The 18,225-nt window shown below is 61.0% G+C and carries 15 protein-coding genes; 10 read left to right on the top strand and 5 right to left on the bottom strand.

The annotated features are described in order from the left end of the window. Window positions 1-55: 55 nt before the first annotated feature. Both ACWHXD_RS21735 and ACWHXD_RS21740 read left to right on the top strand, forming a co-directional pair. Window positions 56-805, top strand: a complete 750-nt coding sequence (locus tag ACWHXD_RS21735) for a helix-turn-helix transcriptional regulator (protein WP_138762478.1) — start codon at window positions 56-58, stop codon at window positions 803-805. Window positions 806-905: 100 nt separating this feature from the next. Next, window positions 906-1,787 carry a DMT family transporter gene (locus ACWHXD_RS21740; protein ID WP_014719370.1) on the top strand — a complete coding sequence of 294 codons (882 nt, stop codon included), beginning with the start codon at window positions 906-908 and terminating at the stop codon, window positions 1,785-1,787. A 2-nt stretch (window positions 1,788-1,789) separates the two neighbouring features. On the opposite strand, the gene ACWHXD_RS21745 is transcribed toward ACWHXD_RS21740, so the two are convergent. Next, a complete protein-coding gene (locus ACWHXD_RS21745) occupies window positions 1,790-2,077 on the bottom strand; it encodes an Rdx family protein (RefSeq protein ID WP_032897830.1) in 288 nt (95 codons plus the stop codon). A gap of 83 nt (window positions 2,078-2,160) precedes the next feature. Here ACWHXD_RS21745 and ACWHXD_RS21750 point away from each other — a divergent pair, with 83 nt between their 5' ends. Beyond that, window positions 2,161-4,350: a patatin-like phospholipase family protein gene (locus ACWHXD_RS21750; protein WP_098950721.1), complete on the top strand. Its 2,190-nt coding sequence runs from the start codon at window positions 2,161-2,163 to the stop codon at window positions 4,348-4,350. 199 nt (window positions 4,351-4,549) lie between these two features. Here the strand turns inward: ACWHXD_RS21750 and ACWHXD_RS21755 are convergent, their stop codons facing one another. Continuing rightward, window positions 4,550-4,984, bottom strand: coding sequence for a MarR family transcriptional regulator (locus ACWHXD_RS21755; protein ID WP_003193007.1), 435 nt, complete (start codon window positions 4,982-4,984; stop codon window positions 4,550-4,552). A 121-nt stretch (window positions 4,985-5,105) separates the two neighbouring features. Next, a complete protein-coding gene (recQ, locus tag ACWHXD_RS21760) occupies window positions 5,106-7,235 on the bottom strand; it encodes a DNA helicase RecQ (protein ID WP_138762479.1) in 2,130 nt (709 codons plus the stop codon). Window positions 7,236-7,511: 276 nt separating this feature from the next. Here recQ and ACWHXD_RS21765 point away from each other — a divergent pair, with 276 nt between their 5' ends. The 3 genes from ACWHXD_RS21765 (at window position 7,512) to ACWHXD_RS21775 (ending at window position 12,093) form a co-directional block, all read left to right on the top strand. After that, window positions 7,512-8,099, top strand: a complete 588-nt coding sequence (locus tag ACWHXD_RS21765) for a UPF0149 family protein (RefSeq protein ID WP_138762480.1) — start codon at window positions 7,512-7,514, stop codon at window positions 8,097-8,099. Between the two features lie 20 nt (window positions 8,100-8,119). After that, window positions 8,120-8,503: a YbaN family protein gene (locus ACWHXD_RS21770; RefSeq protein ID WP_019818414.1), complete on the top strand. Its 384-nt coding sequence runs from the start codon at window positions 8,120-8,122 to the stop codon at window positions 8,501-8,503. A 119-nt stretch (window positions 8,504-8,622) separates the two neighbouring features. Beyond that, window positions 8,623-12,093: a hybrid sensor histidine kinase/response regulator gene (locus ACWHXD_RS21775; RefSeq protein ID WP_032895924.1), complete on the top strand. Its 3,471-nt coding sequence runs from the start codon at window positions 8,623-8,625 to the stop codon at window positions 12,091-12,093. Between the two features lie 637 nt (window positions 12,094-12,730). Here the strand turns inward: ACWHXD_RS21775 and ACWHXD_RS21780 are convergent. Beyond that, on the bottom strand, window positions 12,731-14,095 hold the full coding sequence (locus ACWHXD_RS21780; RefSeq protein WP_169918249.1) for a DNA recombination protein RmuC: 1,365 nt from the start codon (window positions 14,093-14,095) through the stop codon (window positions 12,731-12,733). 175 nt (window positions 14,096-14,270) lie between these two features. After that, window positions 14,271-14,594: an SEL1-like repeat protein gene (locus ACWHXD_RS21785; protein ID WP_032895922.1), complete on the bottom strand. Its 324-nt coding sequence runs from the start codon at window positions 14,592-14,594 to the stop codon at window positions 14,271-14,273. Between the two features lie 457 nt (window positions 14,595-15,051). On the opposite strand from ACWHXD_RS21785, the gene ACWHXD_RS21790 reads away from it, so the two are divergent. From ACWHXD_RS21790 to ACWHXD_RS21805, 4 genes are all read left to right on the top strand, one after another. Then, complete coding sequence (locus ACWHXD_RS21790) at window positions 15,052-15,357, top strand: hypothetical protein (protein WP_056786475.1); 306 nt, start codon at window positions 15,052-15,054, stop codon at window positions 15,355-15,357. Between the two features lie 443 nt (window positions 15,358-15,800). Further along, a complete protein-coding gene (locus ACWHXD_RS21795; RefSeq protein ID WP_003193022.1) occupies window positions 15,801-16,025 on the top strand; it encodes a hypothetical protein in 225 nt (74 codons plus the stop codon). 278 nt (window positions 16,026-16,303) lie between these two features. Further along, the gene (locus ACWHXD_RS21800; protein ID WP_138762481.1) at window positions 16,304-16,786 is read left to right on the top strand and encodes a hypothetical protein; all 483 of its coding nucleotides are present in this window, start codon (window positions 16,304-16,306) and stop codon (window positions 16,784-16,786) included. A gap of 145 nt (window positions 16,787-16,931) precedes the next feature. After that, the gene (locus ACWHXD_RS21805) at window positions 16,932-18,209 is read left to right on the top strand and encodes an OmpP1/FadL family transporter (RefSeq protein ID WP_032895917.1); all 1,278 of its coding nucleotides are present in this window, start codon (window positions 16,932-16,934) and stop codon (window positions 18,207-18,209) included. Window positions 18,210-18,225 lie beyond the last annotated feature (16 nt).

Below are 18,225 nucleotides of genomic sequence, written 5' to 3' on the forward strand. Positions count from 1 at the left end.
CGCTCGTCGCTCGCCAAGCGTTGTAGACTGACAGCTTGCCGCCCTGGAGACCGCGATGAGCCCGACCCTCACGCTACGCCACTACCTCGAAGCGCCCATTGCCCACAGCCATGACCATGCGCAGTTGGTGTTCGGCCTGTCCGGGCACCTGGACCTGGAAGTCGATGGCCGTGGCAGCCAGGTGCGCGAAAGCAGCGTGATGGTGCTGCCCTTCTCCACCCATCATGCCTGCATCAGCCGCGATGGCAGCCGCTGCCTGGTGCTGGATGTGCCGACTGAAAACTGGATGGTGCAATCCTTGGGCGAACATGCCGATGCCAGCCGCCGCTTGCTCGACCAACCCGCGCGCCTGGCGCTGGATGCCCGGCAACACCAACTGGTGCAGTGGCTGGCACAAAGCCCGGTGCACGACCCACTGATCGTCCAGCAAGGCGCCGTGTTGTTATTGGCCAGCCTCAACCATCCCCTGGCCCAACCGCTGCCGGGCCGGCGCCTGCCTTACGCGGCGTTCAATGCCCATATCGAGCGCCATGCGGCGCACCCGCTGCAGGTGGCCGACCTGGCGCGGATCGCCGATTTGTCCGTGCCGCGCCTGCATGCACGGTTTATGGCGGAGTGCGGGCAAACGCCGATGGACTATCTACGCAGTCGCCGCCTGCACATGGCGCTCAGGCTGTTACGCGAAACCTCCCTGCCCATCGGCGAGATTGCCGAGCGCGTCGGCTACGCCTCACAAAGCGCATTTTGCGCGGCCATGCTACGGGCCTTTGGCGCCTCGCCCGGGGCGTTGCGTCGGGCGGGCTAGCAAGAGTCTTGCGCTAAAAATCACCCCGTCCGCGACAGACGCCCACCCGCCAACCCTCTAGACTGCGAGGCTGTCACCCCCTGTTGGATCAAGGATCGCAATGACTCCCCGCTCAGCCCTTGGCGCCCTGCATATCGGCGCATTGATGTTTGGCCTCACCGGTGTATTCGGCAAGCTGGCGGCTGCCTCCCCCGCCATCATCGTATTTGGCCGGGCGGCGTTTGCCGTGCTGGCGCTGGCGGTATTCGCCCGCTTTGCCAGCAACGCTCCGTGGAAAAAGCTAGAGATGCGTGACTGGCGCCGGCTGCTGGTCAGCGGTGTGTTGTTGGCCGCCCATTGGGTGACGTTCTTTATTGCCGTCAAGGTCGCGGGCGTGGCTGTGGCGACCCTGGGCTTCACCGCCTTTCCGGCCTTTACGGTGATCCTTGAGGGGCTGATTTTCCGCGAGCGTATTCGGGCCAACGAAGTGCTGCTGGTGGTGCTGGTTACCGTTGGCCTGGTGCTTGTGACTCCGGATTTCAATCTCGCCAGCGAGGCTACGGGCGGGCTGCTGTGGGGTATCGCCTCGGGCTTGTTGTTCTCGTTGTTGTCGCTGAACAATCGCGCCAGTTCCGGGCGCATTCCTGCGGTCCAGGCCGCGCTGTGCCAGAACGTCGTGGTCGCCGCGCTCCTGCTGCCCGTGGCCGCGCCGGGGCTGGCGGATGTGCGTGGGATAGATTGGTTGTGGATCGGGCTGCTGGGGGTGTTTTGTACCGGCTTGGCCCACAGCCTGTTTGTCGCCAGCCTCGCGGTGATCAAGGCGCGCACCGCGTCGGTGGTGTTTGCCATGGAGCCGGTCTACGGCATTACCGTGGCCTGGCTGTTGTTCGCCGAAACCCCGACCTTGCGCATGCTGCTGGGCGGCGCGTTGATCATCGTCGCCATCGTGCTCTCCGGCCTGATGGGCAGCGCCAGCCAGGCCAAACAACCGGCGCCGGCCTGACTTCAGGCGCTACGGTCGTTATGCCCGAGGTCGCGCTGCGGGTCGATCTGGTCGCGCACTCGCTGCTTGAGCACCTTGGCCTCGGGAAAACCGCCATCGGCCTTGCGCTCCCAAATCTGCACGCCATCACAGGTGATGCGAAACGCGCCGCCAGTGGCCGGTTCCAGCGCCACGCGCCCCAAATCATCGGCAAAGGTGCTGAGCAACTCCTGGGCCAGCCACGCGGCGCGCAGCAACCACTGGCACTGGGTGCAATAGGTGATGACGATCTCGGGTTTGCATGCAGACATCATTAAGCGGCTCCTGGCGTAACAGGCTCAGCGAATCGGGTGGCTATAATAGCGGCCTTTGTCGCCCAGCCACGAGATTGATGATGCGCCGCCTGCTGTCTTGCCTGTTCCTGTGCCTTGTTCCCCTACTTGCCGACGCGGTAGAAGCCCCCCGCCCGAAAATCGGCCTGGTGCTGTCTGGCGGTGCCGCCCGTGGCCTGGCGCACATCGGCGTGCTCAAGGCGCTTGAGGAGCAAGGTATTCATATCGATGCGATTGCCGGCACCAGCATGGGCGCGGTGATTGGCGGGTTGTACGCGTCGGGCTACAAGATCGACGAGCTGGAGAAATTGGCGCTGGGGATCGACTGGCAGCAGGCCCTGTCCGACGCGCCACCGCGTGAAGACGTACCGTTTCGGCGCAAGCAGGATGACCGGGATTTCCTGGTCAAACAAAAACTCAGTTTCCGCGACGATGGCAGCCTCGGCCTGCCGCTGGGCGTGATCCAGGGTCAGAACCTTGCACTGTTGCTGGAGAGCATGTTCGCCCACAGCAGCAACACGCGTAACTTCGACAAGCTGCCGATCCCCTTCCGCGCCGTGGCTACCGACATCACCACCGGCGAAAAAGTAGTCTTCAGCAAAGGCCACCTGCCCCAGGTGATCCGCGCCAGCATGTCGATCCCGGCGGTGTTCGCCCCGGTGGAGCTGGATGGCCGCCTGCTGGTGGACGGCGGCATGACTGACAACATCCCGTTGGACGTGGCGCGGGAGATGGGCGTCGACATCGCGATTGTGGTCGACATCGGCACCCCGCTGCGTTCGCGCAAACAACTGGCCACCGTGGTGGACGTGCTCAACCAGTCCATCACCCTGATGACCCGGCGCAACTCCGAGGAGCAACTCAAGGCCCTGTACCCCAAGGACGTGTTGATCCAACCGCCGCTGGCCGCTTATGGCGTCACCGATTTCGGCCGCGCCAAGGACATGATCGAAGCCGGTTACCGCGCCACCCGTGCCCTCGACGTACGCCTGGCACACCTGCGCCCTGCCGAACCCATCGACGCCGACCTGATAGCTGCGCGCACGCCAGGCGAACGCACCCCGGTGATCACCGCAATCCAGGTGGAGAACGACTCCAAGGTCAGCGACGACGTTATCCGCTACTACATCCGCCAGGACCTGGGAGAACCGCTGAACCTGGGCCGCCTGCAATCGGACATGGGCACCCTGTACGGCCTGGATTACTTCGAGCAGGTGCAATACCGCGTGGTGAAAAAAGGCCAGGACAACACCCTGGTAATCAGTGCACGCGGCAAGCGCAGCGGCACCGACTACCTGCGCCTGGGCTTGAACCTCTCGGACGACATGCGCGGCGACAGCGCCTTCAACCTCGGCGCCAGTTACCGCGTCAACGGCATCAACCGACTCGGCGCGGAATGGCTCACGCGGGTGCAGATCGGTGATCGGCAGGAACTGTACAGCGAGTTCTACCAACCCATGGACACCGGCTCACGCTACTTTGTGGCCCCCTACATCAGGGCCGAGGCACAGAACGTCGAGCTGATCCTGGATAACGACCCCATCTCCGAATACCGCCTGGAACGCTATGGCTTCGGTTTGAACGTGGGCCGGCAGATCGGCAACAGCGGCGAGATCCGCTTTGGCGTGGGCGAAGCCTGGGGCAAGGCGGACGTGCGCATTGGCGACCGCGATCTACCGAGTGTGAGCTTCAGCGAAGGCTTCTATGAGCTCAAATACTCATTCGATTCCCTGGACAACGTGTACTTCCCCCACAGCGGCGAAGACATCGGCCTGGCCTTTCGCGAGTTCGAACCCGGCCTGGGCTCGGACCAGCGCTACCGCCAATGGGAGTTCAAACTGGACAAGGCCATGAGCCACGGCCCGGACACGCTGATACTGGGCGGCCGCTATGGGCGCACCCTGGATGATTCGGATGTAGTGATTTCCAGCTTCTTGCTGGGGGGCGCACGGCAATTATCGGGCTTTCGCCAGGATGCGATTTCGGGGCAGAACATCAGCCTGATGCGCGCGGTGTATTTCCGCAGGCTCACCCCGCGCTCTTACCTGCCACTGGACTTCCCGTTGTACTTGGGTGCATCCCTGGAACGGGGCCGGGCGTGGAACAACGATAACGAGTTCGACAGCGGTTATATCAACGCCGCGAGTATTTTCCTGGGGTTTGATACGCCATTGGGGCCGCTGAATTTCAGCTATGGGTTCAACGATGATAATCAGAAGGCGGTGTACTTGAACCTGGGCCAGACGTTCTAGGAAAGCCAAACCCACATGCGGGAGTGGATTGCCAAGGTTTTTTTGTAGGAGCGAGCTTGCTCGCGAAAAACCCACAGACGCCGCGTTTATTCAGGAAACCCGCGTTATCGTTGACGTTTTTCGCGAGCAAGCTCGCTCCTACAGAAGGCTTTGATCGTCCCCACGCTGGAGCGTAGGGACGATCAAATGTAATTGAAGATCAGGACTTTTCCAGGTTCGCCAGGATGTGCTCATGCACCCGCATGCACACCCGCAGGTCTTCTTCATTCACGCCCACGAACAACTCATGACGCAACGCCGTGGCAATGGTTTCGATCTGGTCGATCAGCGGTTGGGCGGTATCGCACAGTAGGATACGTTTGGCACGACGGTCTTCCACCACGGCTTGGCGTTGTACCAGGCCCTGGCCTTCCAGGCTGTCGAGCAGACGCGCCAGGGTTGGCCCTTCCACGCCGACACTTTGGGCCAATTCACGCTGGGTGGGTGCTTCGACAAAACGGGCCAGGTGCAGCAGCACCAACCAGCGCGCCTGGGACAAGCCCAGCCCCGCCAGGCGGCGGTCCAGTTCGGCGCGCCACCCTCGCGACATTTGCGCCAACTGCATGCCAAAACGGTGTTGATCGGTTAACGGCATAAAAAACTCGTGTTTAAGACTGAAAATAAAGTATGGCTAATTATTAGTCAGCTAAGCATGAGCCCTGCCCGTAGGCAAGGCCCGCTATGTACTGATTCGTTACATTGTCGTAATTGCCACACTAAATTTCGAATTCCGACTGCAAAGCGGCACGCACGCAGTACAAAACGCCTTCCGGAACACGCCCGGTAAACAACGGCGCAATCTCCGTCACAGCTGGCAATTCGCCTTCTCCATCGAGAAAGGCGTCCTGGATTTCACCGAGCAAATCCTCTGGCAAATCAAGGGCCTGCTCCAGGGACAATTGCTGCTTGCCGATGGCTTCGGCGAGCAAGGTGTACACGTTTTTTTCCGAGCATTGCAGCTGGCCAGCGATCTGGACCGGGGTCATGCCGGCGCGGGCCAGGCTGATCAGTTCGTGGCGAATATCAGCGATTTCCTTCGGCGCTTCGGCCTGGCCGCCGAGCACTTCCAGGAAGGCCTGGCCGTAGCGCTCCAGTTTGCGCGCGCCCACGCCGCTGACCCGGGCCATCTCGGCCATGGTGGTGGGCTGCTCGCGCAGCATCTCCAGCAAGGTGGAGTCGGGGAAGATAACGTAGGGTGGCACGCTGTGCTCCTGCGCCAGTTTGCGCCGCAGGGTGCGCAAGGCTTCCCATTGTTCGCGCTCCTCGCCCCGCACCAGTTGGCTGGCCTGGCTGGTGCTGCTGCTCTTGGCGGTGGTCTGCGGCTTGAGGTCGCGGCGCAGTTCCAGGCTTACTTCGCCCTTGAGCAACGGCCGGCAACTGTCATTCAGGCGCAGCCCGCCGTAGCCCTCGATATCGATGTCGACCAGACCACGGGCAACCATCTGGCGAAACAGCGAACGCCACTCACCTTCGGCGCGGGCTTTGCCGACACCGTACACCGAGAGTTTTTCGTGGCCGAAGCTGCGGATTTTTTCGTTGTCCTTGCCCAGCAGAACATCCACCAGATGGCCCACGCCATAGCGCTGGCCGGTGCGATAGATCGTCGACAACGCCTGGCGCGCCGGTTCGGTGGCGTCCCAGGTTTGCACGCCATCGATGCAGTTATCGCAGTGGCCGCAGGGCTCAGGCATGTCTTCGTCGAAATACGCCAGCAGGGTCTGGCGGCGGCAGCGGGTCTCTTCGCACAACGAGAGCATGGCGTCGAGCTTGTGCTGCTCCAGGCGCTTGTGGCGCTCGTCGCCTTCGGAGTTCTGCAGCATCTGCTTGAGCATCACCACGTCTTGCAGGCCGTAGACCATCCAGGCATCCGCCGGCAGGCCATCGCGGCCCGCACGCCCGGTTTCCTGGTAATAAGCCTCAAGGGACTTGGGCAGGTCCATGTGCGCCACGAAACGCACGTTGGATTTGTCGATGCCCATGCCAAAGGCAATGGTCGCCACCATGATCAGGCCTTCCTCGTTGAGGAAGCGTTTTTGGTGCGCTGACCGCGTTTCATTGGGCAGGCCGGCGTGGTAAGGCAGCGCCGGGTAGCCTTGCTCACAGAGGAACGCGGCGACTTCGTCGACTTTCTTGCGCGACAGGCAGTACACGATGCCCGCATCACTGCGCCGTTCGGACAGAAACGCCAGCAACTGCTTGCGCGGCTGCTCTTTGGGCACGATGCGGTAGAAAATATTGGGCCGGTCAAAACTCGACAGGAAGCGCTCGGCGTTCTGCAAATGCAGGCGCTCGACGATCTCTTCGCGGGTCCGCTTGTCGGCGGTGGCGGTCAGCGCAATGCGCGGCACATCGGGAAACAGCTCGGCCAATTGGCCAAGCTGCAGGTATTCGCGGCGGAAATCGTGGCCCCATTGCGACACACAGTGGGCTTCGTCGATGGCAAACAGGGCGATCTCAAGGCTCTGCAAAAAGGCCAGCATGCGTGGCTGCACCAGGCGCTCCGGCGCCAGGTAAAGCATTTTCACCTCGCCACGCTTGATGCGGGCGGCCAGGTCGCGCTGCTGCTCGGCGCTGAGGGTGGAGTTCAACGACGCGGCAGCGACTCCAAGTTCTTCAAGGGTGGCGACCTGATCGTCCATCAGTGCAATCAGCGGCGACACCACCACGGCCAGGCCATTGCGCAACAGCGCCGGCACCTGGAAGCACAGCGACTTGCCGCCACCGGTAGGCATCAGCACCAGGGCATCGCCGCCACTGGCCACGCGCTCAATGATCGCACCCTGGCGGCCACGAAAACTGTCGTAGCCGAAGATGTCCTTGAGGACGCGTTGAGCCTGCTCGAGCATGTAAAACTCCAAAATGGTGCCGAAATCCCTCTATACAGGCTGGCCGAAAAAATCCGCGTTCACGAAAAATAATCCGTAAGCGAAGTTTTCCCGGATTGGCGCTGGGCCTGCAGGGGCATCACAAAACGCGGCAGTATACCCGAGCGTTATCCACCAAAGGGCGCGACTGACGAATAGACGCACCAGGCTAAAACCGGGCAAATATGCCGTGCGGCTGGCCTGGGCGCTCAAGAAAGCCTAGAATTCAGCATCGTTTATTCCCAAGGTAGCCCTTCAATGTCCTTCGCTGAGCAACTAACCCGCCTGCAAGCCTTCCTCGACGCCGATGAGCTGCATGACGAGGCGCTGGACTACGTGGCCGCCCACGGCTACCTGACCGCCCTGTCGATCTGCTCCGACCCCGTCCCGGACCGTGAATGGATCGATGCGCTGTTTGCTGAAGAGCCTCACTACAGCGACGACGCCCAGCGCACAGAAATCGAATCCACCCTGCTCGCCCTCAAAGCCCACATCGCCCGCCAACTGGCCTCCGACGAAGAGTTCGAGCTGCCGTGCGAGCTGGACCTGGGCGACGATCCGGATGACTCCGACCTGCGCGGCTGGTGCATCGGCTTCATGGAAGGCGTGTTCCTGCGCGAAGCCGCCTGGTTCGAAACCGCCGAAGAAGAAGTCAGTGAAATGCTGCTGCCGATCATGGTCGGTTCGGGCCTGTTCGAAGAGGAAGCAGAGTTCTCCGACATCGCCGCCGACGCCAACCTGATGGACGACATGATCGTGCAGATCCCGGAAGCCCTCACCGCGCTGTACCTGCTGTGCAACGCGCCTGACGAAAAACCGGCGATCCTCAAGCCACGTCACCACTGAGTCGCTTGCCCGTGGCACCCATGGGCAACCGTCCACTGCTCCTGCGCTACGCGCTGCTGGCCATCGGCTGGCTAAGCGTAGCGCTAGGCGTCATCGGTATTTTCCTGCCGGTGTTGCCGACCACACCCTTCCTGCTACTCGCCGCCGCCTGCTTCGCTCGCAGCTCCCCGCGCTTCTACCACTGGCTGGTGGAACACCCGCGCCTGGGGCCTTGGGTGCGCGACTACCTGGACGGCAATGGCATCCCGCTCAAAGGCAAGGTCTACGCCATTGGCTTGATGTGGTTGAGCATCTCGATTTCCTGCTACCTGGTGCCGCTGCCGTGGGCAAGGGGCTTTATGCTGACCAGTGCGGTGCTGGTGACGATCTACATCCTGCGCCAGAAAACCCTGCCACCCCGCTGAGCGCCGCCTGCGACATTCGATCCCACACGACCTTGGTCGACACTGACTAACATCAGGCATCATGCGAGACTGTCCAGCCGGGCCTGGAATGCCCGGGTGTTCTTATGCTCGGAGTTACCATGACGCTGTCCAGCGGGCTGATCGCCGCCGTTGCCCTGGCCTATATGGCCACCATGTTTGCCATCGCCTTTTACGGTGACCGCCGCCATGCGCCGCTGCCACCGCGCGTGCGTGCGTGGGTGTATAGCCTGTCGCTGGCGGTGTACTGCACCAGTTGGACCTTCTTCGGCGCCGTGGGCCAAGCGGCCGAACAACTGTGGGCATTCTTGCCGATCTACCTGGGGCCCGTGCTGTTGCTGGTGCTGGCCCCCTGGGTGCTGCAGAAGATGATCCTGATCAGCAAGCAGGAAAACATCACCTCCATCGCCGACTTTATCGCCGCCCGTTACGGCAAGTCCCAGTCCTTGGCGGTGGTGGTGGCACTTATTTGCCTGGTCGGCGTGCTGCCCTATATCGCGCTGCAGCTCAAAGGCATCGTGCTGGGCGTGAACCTGCTGATCGGCGCCGGCCCCGACACCACCGGCACCCGTGCCCAGGACACGGCCTTGATTGTGTCGCTGGTATTGGCGCTGTTTACCATCGTGTTCGGCACGCGCAACCTCGACGCCACCGAACACCACCGCGGCATGGTGCTGGCGATTGCCTTTGAGTCGCTGGTCAAGTTGTTCGCTTTTCTGGCCGTCGGTGCGTTTGTCACCTACGGCTTGTACGACGGTTTCGGCGACCTGTTCAGCCAGGCCATGCTCGCCCCGCGCCTGGAGGAGTACTGGAAAGAGACCATCAACTGGCCATCGATGGTGGTACAGACCGGCGTCGCCATGATGGCGATCATCTGCCTGCCACGACAATTTCATGTGACGGTGGTGGAGAACATCGACCCCCAGGATTTGCGCCTGGCCAAGTGGGTATTCCCGGCCTATTTGATCCTAGCAGCACTGTTTGTGGTGCCCATCGCCCTGGGCGGCAAGATGCTGTTGCCAAGCTCTGTGCTGCCGGACTCCTATGTGATCAGCCTGCCGATGGCCGAGGCCCACCCGGCGCTCGCCGTGCTGGCGTTTATTGGCGGTGCGTCGGCGGCCACCGGCATGGTGATCGTGGCGAGCATCGCCTTGTCGACCATGGTCTCCAACGACATGCTGCTGCCGTGGCTGTTGCGCCGATCCAGCGCCGAGCGGCCATTCGAAGTCTTCCGCCACTGGATGCTGTCGGTACGCCGGGTGAGCATTGTGATCATCCTGCTGCTGGCGTACGTGAGCTACCGCTTGCTGGGCTCCACCGCCAGCCTGGCGACCATCGGCCAGATCGCCTTTGCCGCCGTGACCCAACTGGCCCCGGCGATGCTCGGCGCGCTGTATTGGAAGCAGGCCAACCGGCGTGGCGTGTTTGCCGGTTTGGCCGCCGGTACCTTCTTGTGGTTCTACACCTTGGTCCTGCCGGTGACGGCGAAAAGTCTGGGCTGGTCGCTCAACCTTTTCCCCGGCCTGACCTGGATGCACTCCCACCCGTTCGGGCTGTCGGTGACGTCGCTGACCCTGGGCACCGTGTTCTCCCTGGCCGGTAACTTCACCCTCTTCGTGTGGGTGTCGATGCTGTCGCGCACACGGGTTTCCGAGCACTGGCAGGCAGGTCGTTTTATCGGCCAGGAAATCAGCCAGCGCGCGAGTGCGCGTTCCATGCTGTCGGTACAGATCAGCGACCTGCTCAGCTTGGCGGCACGCTTCGTCGGGGAAGAACGGGCCCAGCAGAGCTTTATTCGTTTCGCCTATCGCCAGGGCAAAGGCTTCAACCCCAACCAGAATGCCGATAACGACTGGATCGCCCACACCGAACGCTTGCTGGCTGGCGTACTCGGCGCCTCCTCGACGCGGGCGGTGGTGAAAGCGGCGATTGAAGGGCGGGAAATGCAACTGGAGGACGTGGTCCGTATCGCCGACGAAGCCTCGGAAGTGCTGCAGTTCAACCGCGCGCTGCTGCAAGGCGCCATCGAGAACATCACCCAGGGCATCAGCGTGGTGGACCAGTCGCTCAAGCTGGTGGCCTGGAACCGGCGTTACCTGGAACTGTTCAACTACCCGGACGGCTTGATCAGCGTTGGCCGGCCGATTGCAGACATCATTCGCTACAACGCCGAGCGCGGCCTGTGTGGCCCCGGTGAAGCGCAAGTGCACGTGGCGCGTCGCCTGCACTGGATGCGCCAGGGGCGTGCGCACACCTCCGAGCGCCTGTTCCCCAATGGCCGGGTGATCGAGTTGATCGGCAACCCGATGCCTGGCGGCGGGTTTGTCATGAGCTTCACCGACATCACCGCGTTCCGCGAAGCCGAACAAGCGCTGACCGAGGCCAACGAAGGCCTGGAGCAGCGGGTGACCGAGCGCACCCATGAACTGTCGCAACTGAACGTGGCCCTCACCGACGCCAAAGGCGTGGCCGAATCCGCCAGCCAGTCGAAGACGCGGTTCCTGGCGGCCGTGAGCCATGACCTGATGCAACCGCTGAACGCTGCGCGGCTGTTTTCCGCCGCCCTCTCCCACCAGACCGATGGCCTGTCCAGCGAGGCACGGCAATTGGTGCAGCATCTGGACAGTTCACTGCGCTCAGCTGAAGACCTGATCAGTGATTTGCTGGATATTTCGCGCCTGGAAAACGGCAAGATCAATCCGCAACGCCAGCCCTTTGTCCTCAACGAGTTGTTCGACACCCTGGGCGCAGAATTCAAGGCGCTGGCTCAGGAGCAACACTTGCGCTTCCGCTGGCGCGGCAGCCGTTTACGGGTCGACAGCGACATCAAGCTGCTGCGGCGGATTTTGCAGAATTTTCTGACCAATGCCTTCCGTTATGCCGACGGCCCGGTGCTGCTGGGCGTGCGTCGTCGCAAGGGCGAACTGTGCCTGGAAGTCTGGGATCGCGGCCCTGGCATTGCGCCGGATAAACAGAAGGTCATCTTCGAAGAGTTCAAGCGCCTGGACAGCCACCAGACCCGTGCCGAAAAGGGCCTGGGCCTGGGCCTGGCGATTGCCGACGGCCTGTGCCGCGTACTGGGCCATCGCCTGAGCGTACGCTCCTGGCCGGGCAAAGGCAGCGTCTTCAGCGTATGCGTGCCGCTGGCCCGCAACCAGGCCAGCGTGCAACCCAAGGCGCCGGCAGAAACCGGCCTGCCCTTGAGTGGCGCACGGGTGCTGTGCGTGGATAACGAAGACAGCATTTTGATCGGCATGCGCAGCCTGCTCACGCGCTGGGGCTGTGAAGTCTGGACAGCCGCCAACCAGGCCGAATGCGCGGCGTTGCTGGCCGAGGGTATCCGCCCGCAACTGGCGCTGGTGGATTACCACCTGGACCATGGCGAAACCGGTACCGAGTTGATGGGCTGGCTGCGTGCGCAACTGGCCGAGCCGATTCCCGGTGTAGTGATCAGTGCCGATGGGCGACCGGAGATGGTGGCCGAGGTGCATGGGGCGGGGTTGGATTACCTGGCCAAACCGGTGAAGCCGGCGGCGTTGCGGGCGCTGTTGAGCAGGCATTTGCCCCTGTAACGGCATAGGTATCTACGCAACTTCGGTATGACGCCGAACCTGTGGCGAGGGAGCTGGCTCCCGCGACGGCCTGACAGCTGACGCATATCCATCTGACGCTCCGAAATCCAAATGTGGGAGCTGGCTTGCCTGCGAAGACGGCCTCACAGTCAACACAGTTGGAGCGGGTACATATCCGTTATTTAGGTAACGGCCACTTAGGGTTCCGCCCTGACGGCGGCTCACTTTGCAAAAGCGGCAAAGTAAGCAAAACGCTCTTGCCCCACCACTCGGCACCTCGCTTGGGCTCGGTGTGCCCGTAATCCGCCAGTGATTTGGGGGGCCGCCGCCACGCGCCATCCATGGCGCGGGGCGGCTAAACCGGCATCCCTGCCGGTTTACCCCCCAAATCCCTGTCGAATTCCGGCCAGCGTGGTTTAACGGGGCGCCTAAGATCAAGATCACAAGCAGATCAAGATCAAGAGCGGCTCGCTTCGTATCGTGGTTACCTTTGAGCGCTACAGAGTTGTGCCTATGACGGGGCCGAACTCGATCTATGTGCGCGGGCTTGCTCGCGAATGCGTAATGTCAGTCAGCACATCTAACACTGAAACACCGCCTTCGCGAGCAAGCCCGCTCCCACAATTTAGGTCCGTGTTTATTCCGGGAGATGCGCCACGCCATCCGAATCGGTCATTGCCCGCTCCAGCAGATCTGCCGGCAAGCTCTTACTGGCGCGGGCGCCGAGCAACCTTAATTGCTCGGTACGGCTGACCAGGTTCCCACGCCCATCCGTCAGCTTGTTGCGCGCCGCGCTGTAGGCCTTGTCCAACTGTTGCAGCCGGTTGCCCACTTCGTCCAGGTCCTGGATAAACAGCACGAACTTGTCATATAGCCAACCGGCACGCTCGGCAATTTCCCGGGCGTTCTGGCTCTGGCGTTCCTGCTTCCACAGGCTGTCGATCACGCGCAGGGTGGCGAGCAAGGTGGTGGGGCTGACAATCACGATATGGCGGTCGAAGGCTTCCTGGAACAGGTTGGGCTCGGCCTGCAATGCGGCAGAAAAGGCGGCCTCGATCGGTACGAACAGCAGCACGAAATCCAGGCTGTGCAAACCCTCCAGGCGCTTGTAGTCCTTGCCGGCCAAGCCTTTGACATGATTGCGCAGGGACAGCACGTGTTGCTTCAAGGCGGCCTGGCCAATCACCTCGTCATCCGCCGCGACGTACTGTTGATAGGCGGTCAAGCTGACTTTGGAGTCGACCACCACCTGCTTGTCGCCCGGCAACATGATCAGCACGTCAGGCTGGAAACGCTCGCCGTCCGGGCCTTTGAGGCTGACCTGGGTCTGGTACTCACGGCCCTTCTCCAGGCCCGCGTGCTCCAGCACCCGTTCAAGAATCAGCTCACCCCAGTTGCCCTGGGTTTTTTGGCCCTTGAGGGCACGGGTCAGGTTGGTGGCTTCGTCCGACAAACGCAGGTTCAATTGCTGCAGGCGCTCAAGTTCCTTGGCCAGGGAAAAGCGCTCACGGGCTTCGTTCTGATAGCTTTCTTCGACACGTTTCTCGAAGGACTGGATACGTTCCTTGAGCGGGTCCAGCAGTTGACCGAGGCGTTCCTGGCTGGTTTCGGCAAAACGTTGCTCACGCTCGTCGAAGATCTTGCCGGCCAGTTCGGCAAATTGCGCACGCAGCTCGTCTCGTGAGCCTTGCAGGTCGGTGAGGCGCTGCTGATGACTCTCTTGCTGCTCGCGCAATTCGGCGCTCAGGGCCGCGGCCAAGGCGTCGAGGCGACGCAGTTCGGTTTCCTTGGCGCTGCGGTCGAGGTTCCAGGCGTGCGCGGCGTCGCGGGCGTTATCGCGGTCGATCTGCAACAGCTCGACTTCACGGCGCAGCGCCGCCAGGTCGGCTTGCTTGGCGGCATTAGCCTGGCTCAGGTCACTGATCTCATCGCGGCTGGCGTCCAGTTGGGCGGCGAGCCCTTCCTGGGCCAGTTGGGCGGTCGCCAGGCGTTCCTCCAGCAGTTCCCAGCCGGTGGTGCGTGCGGTCAGGCGCCGCTGGAGTTGCCAGCACAGCGCCAGTAGCGGCACGGCTGCGCCTACAAGCCCCAAGGCGATACTGGTCCAGTCAAACACCATAGCCATTTCTGCCATCACCGAAAAAGAGCAAGGGTAACCAAGCCTAAGGCCGCAGGACAGCTCAGTCTTCGACCTGGCCCAGTTCGCGCTGGGCGCAACGGTCGCCGGCGCGAGCAGCCGAACGCAACAAATCGTGGCCGATGCGCCGGTCACGGGCGTTTCCACACTCGCGACACATCAGTTGGCCGAGACGGCTCTGAGCGGCCACCACGCCTTCGCGGGCAGGCTGCTTGAGCAAGCGGCCGGCGATATGCTTGATATTGGTACTCTGCCCCAGGCGCGGGCTGTCGAGCAGCCACAAAGCAACCTTCAAGGAAAAACGCTTGGGCGCGGTAACAGTTTGGGGCGTGTCGGTAACAGAAGGTGATACTGAGCGAAACTTCATAAAGCACTGTGGGGCAGAACGGAAGGCGCGCCACTCTACTCTTTTTTTCGTACAGGTAAAGCTGAAAAAACCGTGCACGCCCGTCCTAGAGCAAGCGCTCGGGACAATCCACAGAAGCTGTGGATAACTCAGTGGACAACCCCCCTTGAACAGGCGCAAAGCCCCATGGAACGGGGGCCGCAGTCAAACTGACGATTTTTTCACCAATAAAAAAAAGCGAGATTTTTCATTGACTTAAATTTTGATTACAGGCAAATGGGCGCGCTTGCACACCAGTGACAGCAGGGTTACACCCTTGGCAACGAATGTGCACAAGTCCTGATCGGCTGGTTATATCGACGGCGTTTTTTGATTCAACATCGGTTAAACATGTTACTGAGCAGGCAAACTCGAGGGCTTTTCAAATCTGCCTCGGCTCGCCACACTGCGCCACCGACAATGCAAACCAGTAGGGCCGATGAAAGGAATTCTGTTATTCGCCGGGCTGCTGCTGGCCATCTGCGCGACCTCGCTTGGGATCAATGCCGCGCTCCCCTCGCCGGACGGCGCACTGTTTGCTATTGCTATCCTGCTATCGGCCGCCTTTACCGCTGTGATCCTGTGCATCGAACTCAGTGATGGCAGAATCAACGACATGGGCGATGTGATCCGCATGATCGAGACCGGACAGTCTTTGCGACTGACGCTCGCCGCCTACGGGCTGGGATGCGCCCTGGCTGCGGCCATCACCGTGCTGGTCTATCGCGAGTTGCTCGGCGGCTGATCGAAGTTTTTTTGCAATCGGCCTTCCCTTCCCTGTTTCAATCCGTTACTATCCGCGGCGTTAGTACCAAGCTGAAAGTCAATTCTGGTCGAACACGTCCCCTGAACCACATGGGATCGACCACCTCGATGGTTTCCAGGTATTCCTTGCGACGACACTGCCTTTGAACAAGCAAAGGGTGGCGCGAAGTTCCAATACTCTGACCGAACCAACCTGCAAATTGATCAGGATCTTCACCCCGGGCCCAGAACCTTTGCCCCTGTTGTGTTGCCTGCCCTCCTAAGTACCTACCTGCCAGCCCAAGCGCGCCTAATTTAATAGCGCTTCAAACTGGCTGCTTTGTTCCAGTCGGGTTCTTCGTTTGATCAATGGTGATCAGCGTTACTGGAACGTTTTAACGTTGCACGGTTCTTATCCGTGTCATTTGTAGGAACACCAATAATATGAACGCTCAAATCCACACTCAGGATGCCATTCGCACCCTCACCAACGCTTTTGCCCCAATGAACTGCCTGATCATGGCCGCTCGCAAAGGCTGCTTCAGCTTCACCCTGGTCAACGAACACGGCATCGCTCGTCACAGCGAACGCCTGTACCCCGATCAATACTCCAGCGCAGAACCGCTGCAGGCCGTGATCGATCGTACCCGTCAGGCACTGACTGCCTGATCGACCCGCGTCGCTGAAACTCAAAAAACCCTGTTTGAATAACAGGGTTTTTTATTGCCTGGAATTTGGCACTGAGCACCTGGTGCTAAGTACAAATCGATATAAACGTTATAACCGGTTGCAGAAGATGTTTTAAAAACAGTCCTTTACATCGTAAATATGACACTACACTTCAACTCAAGCGGCATGATCCGCTTACGACGGGCCTGAGATCCGATTCACCGCTGCCAAGCTCCCCTTCTCAGGCTCGTCCACTCTTTGCATGGACTGAGGCTCGTATGGGTATTGCCGCCAGTGAATTGTGTCGTTATGTGATCCGGCCGACGCTGATGTACCTCGGTCGTCACAGCCCAACAGCCGAATCCCTGCTGCTGGGCATTGCCGCCAGCCAGTCCGAACTGGGCTCGGCGCTGCATGACCGGCGCGGCCATGGCCTGTACAGCATCACCGAACCCCGCCACCGCGCCCTCTGGGATGATTACCTGGCGCTGGACCCGGAACGTGCCAGCCTGGTGCGTGGGCTGGCCAGCCAACATGCGTTCCTCAGCGCGCCCCAGTTGGAGTTGACGGTAAACCTGCGCTACGCCACGGCGATCGCCTGGCTGCTGGTGGAACAACATCGTCCTGCCCTGCCCGCGCCCGGCGATGTACTGGCCATGGCGCGTATCTGGAAAGAAATATTCCACCCCCAGGGCCGCCTGCGAGATTTCACCCACGCCTGGGAAACCTGTGTAATCCCAATGAAACAGGCAACTTGCTGACCGGGCAAATTGCAAGATTCGCCAAAAAACAGCAATTTTGGTCGGATTGTCCTACAAAACCGCTCTATCTCCAGCATTACAGCCTATAGCGCGATCTGAAATTTATTGATACTTTCCGCAGCGGTGATCACACGGAGTTCTAATAATGAAAAAAGTAATGCTCAAGACCACACTTAGCCTCGCCGTTGCCATGGCATCCTCCCAACTGTTCGCTAGCGGCTTTGCCCTCAACGAACAGAGCGTGAGCGGGATGGGTACCGGTTTCGCAGGTCGCTCTTCTTCTGCCGATGATGCGAGCACTGTGTTCGGTAACCCTGCTGGTATGGCACGTCTGGAAGGTCAGCAGGTCACCGGCGGCGTTGCAGCCATTGATGCCTCCACCGATATCAGCAATGTCAGCGGCCGTTCCGCTGGCAGCAATAAAGGCGATATGGTGCCTTTCACTGCCGTGCCTTTCGGTTTCTACACCAATAAACTCAACGACCAGTGGGCTGTCGGCTTCGGCGTTTATGCGCCGTTCGGCCTGGTGACCGACTACGAAAGCGGCTTCCAGGGCCGTGGCTTTGGCAGCAAGAGCGAAGTGAAAGTCATCACCTTGCAACCGACCGTCAGCTACGCCTTCAACGATCGCGTTTCCGTGGGTTTCGGCCCGACGATCAACCGCATCGCCGGCACCCTGGAATCGGACCTGACGCTGAACCCTCGCGCGCCAGACACCAATATCAAGATCAAGGGTGACGACACCGCACTGGGCTTCAACATCGGCGTGCTGGTCCAAGCCACCGATACCACCCGTGTCGGCCTGACCTACCACTCCAAGGTCAGCTACAAGCTGGACGGCCATACCGAAGTCACCGCACCGACCGCGACCTCGCCGTTCCTGCGGAGCAACCGCTACGACGCTTCGCTGAAAATCGACACGCCTGAGTCCTACGACCTGTCCGTCACTCAAGACCTGACCGACGCGTGGAAACTCTACGCCGGTGCAACCTGGACGCGCTGGAGCCGCCTGAAAGACATCACCGTCAAGAACGAAGGCGTCAGCGGCGCTACTGGCGGCGCGCTTGCCCCGGGCCTGGTCAGCACGATCAAGGAAGACCAGAACTGGCACGACACCTGGGCCTACGCCGTGGGTACCTCGTACCAGCTCACCAAGCAGGTGGTGCTGCGTACCGGCCTGACGTTCGACCAGTCGCCTACCAACAACACGGATCGCTCGCCGCGTATCCCGACCGGCGACCGTACTATCTTCAGCCTGGGCCTGGGCTATCAGGTCATGGATAACATGACCATCGACCTGGCCTACTCCTACCTGAAGGAAGAGGACGTCAAGGTTTCGCGTTCCAACCAATTGGCCAGCTACAACGCCAAGTATGAAAACAGCGCCAACGGTTTCGGCTTGGGCATGACCTACAAGTTCTAACCCGCAGCCGTATAAA

It is taken from the genome of Pseudomonas fjordensis, from assembly GCF_976987115.1.

Excerpts from the sequence above, each read along its gene's own strand:
- ACWHXD_RS21735 (WP_138762478.1), top strand. The coding sequence starts at position 56 with ATGAGCCCGACCCTCACGCTACGCCACTACCTCGAAGCGCCCATTGCC.
- ACWHXD_RS21740 (WP_014719370.1), top strand. The coding sequence starts at position 906 with ATGACTCCCCGCTCAGCCCTTGGCGCCCTGCATATCGGCGCATTGATG.
- ACWHXD_RS21745 (WP_032897830.1), bottom strand. The coding sequence starts at position 2,077 with ATGTCTGCATGCAAACCCGAGATCGTCATCACCTATTGCACCCAGTGC.
- ACWHXD_RS21750 (WP_098950721.1), top strand. The coding sequence starts at position 2,161 with ATGCGCCGCCTGCTGTCTTGCCTGTTCCTGTGCCTTGTTCCCCTACTT.
- ACWHXD_RS21755 (WP_003193007.1), bottom strand. The coding sequence starts at position 4,984 with ATGCCGTTAACCGATCAACACCGTTTTGGCATGCAGTTGGCGCAAATG.
- recQ (WP_138762479.1), bottom strand. The coding sequence starts at position 7,235 with ATGCTCGAGCAGGCTCAACGCGTCCTCAAGGACATCTTCGGCTACGAC.
- ACWHXD_RS21765 (WP_138762480.1), top strand. The coding sequence starts at position 7,512 with ATGTCCTTCGCTGAGCAACTAACCCGCCTGCAAGCCTTCCTCGACGCC.
- ACWHXD_RS21770 (WP_019818414.1), top strand. The coding sequence starts at position 8,120 with ATGGGCAACCGTCCACTGCTCCTGCGCTACGCGCTGCTGGCCATCGGC.
- ACWHXD_RS21775 (WP_032895924.1), top strand. The coding sequence starts at position 8,623 with ATGACGCTGTCCAGCGGGCTGATCGCCGCCGTTGCCCTGGCCTATATG.
- ACWHXD_RS21785 (WP_032895922.1), bottom strand. The coding sequence starts at position 14,594 with ATGAAGTTTCGCTCAGTATCACCTTCTGTTACCGACACGCCCCAAACT.
- ACWHXD_RS21790 (WP_056786475.1), top strand. The coding sequence starts at position 15,052 with ATGAAAGGAATTCTGTTATTCGCCGGGCTGCTGCTGGCCATCTGCGCG.
- ACWHXD_RS21795 (WP_003193022.1), top strand. The coding sequence starts at position 15,801 with ATGAACGCTCAAATCCACACTCAGGATGCCATTCGCACCCTCACCAAC.
- ACWHXD_RS21800 (WP_138762481.1), top strand. The coding sequence starts at position 16,304 with ATGGGTATTGCCGCCAGTGAATTGTGTCGTTATGTGATCCGGCCGACG.
- ACWHXD_RS21805 (WP_032895917.1), top strand. The coding sequence starts at position 16,932 with ATGAAAAAAGTAATGCTCAAGACCACACTTAGCCTCGCCGTTGCCATG.